Source organism: Xanthomonas bromi, assembly GCF_900092025.1.
Lineage (GTDB): Bacteria > Pseudomonadota > Gammaproteobacteria > Xanthomonadales > Xanthomonadaceae > Xanthomonas > Xanthomonas bromi.
On record NZ_FLTX01000052.1, the window covers coordinates 1 to 951 of the forward strand.

2 protein-coding genes are annotated in these 951 nt (G+C 54.8%); both read right to left on the reverse strand.

The window, feature by feature from the left end; all coding sequences use genetic code 11:
• On the reverse strand, positions 1-186 hold a 186-nt coding region (locus XBLMG947_RS21790; RefSeq protein WP_139074414.1), incomplete at its 3' end, for a transposase.
• 21 nt (positions 187-207) lie between these two features.
• A complete protein-coding gene (locus tag XBLMG947_RS22775; protein ID WP_139074415.1) occupies positions 208-444 on the reverse strand; it encodes a hypothetical protein in 237 nt (78 codons plus the stop codon).
• Positions 445-951: the final 507 nt, after the last annotated feature.

A 951-nucleotide genomic window follows, 5' to 3' on the forward strand; every position in this document is an offset into this window, starting at 1 on the left:
ACCATATCCAAGTTCCGAAGGCAGGTCTTCCCACGCAATGCCCGTGCGCAGCACATAGACGATGCCGTTGAGGGCCTGCTGATCACTGACACGAGGTCGTCCACCTTTGGGGGAAGGCTTGACCTGCGGAATCAGTGACTCGATGCGCTTCCACAGCGCAATAGGGATCTCTTTGCGACGTGTCATGTCGACAATGTTGCCGCCGACTCAACAAAATTCAAGGGTTTTGTTAGCGGCTCTAAGCTGATTGATCTTGTCGTGCTCCTGCACTGTGAGCAGGCTTATGGCCGCGACTTGATTGCAGAGTTCCGCAGTGGACGCTTTCTTACGGATACCGAAGTCGGAATGCCGGCAGACAGATGAGCCGCCGTTTGTTGAAGCTTCGGGAATTCCCCGTGTCAATGCTTCGCCTTCCCAATCATGGCTTCGGTGCAGCAAAGACATTCAGAGAGCTCCCCGCCAAACTTGATTCTACGGTCACCGCAGGAGATCGCAACGCGATGATGGAAAGCTTCAACGGCCGGCTGCGACAGCAGCGCCTGAGCGCGCATTGGTGTTTGTTGCTGGCCGATGCACGGAGCAAACAAAGCATGCCGGCGCTTCTAAAACGAGGAACGTCCCCCCAATGCATTGGTATCGAACACCCCTGCGGAAATTACCCGAGTACACGGCTCCCAAGCGAATCGCGAGGTGCCGAATCTCTGCCCAATAATGGCCCTGGATTTGACGGTGGGTCACGATACAACAGAGCCCATCAACGTAAGGCCTGTCAGGCAGGCGACACCTACGGCAGCGCTCGTTAGCAATGAGGATTTTTGTTCTTTATGCAGACGACAATCAACCGCTCGGGTCCTGAGTTACTGTCAGACCTATACGAGAATATTCGAAACGCCTACCCGGCACTTTCGCGCAAACTCGTCAAAACTCCCTTAGTCGCGTTGCCTTGGCTTA

Coding starts and splice junctions, on each gene's coding strand:
- XBLMG947_RS22775 (WP_139074415.1), bottom strand. CDS start 444: ATGTCTTTGCTGCACCGAAGCCATGATTGGGAAGGCGAAGCATTGACA.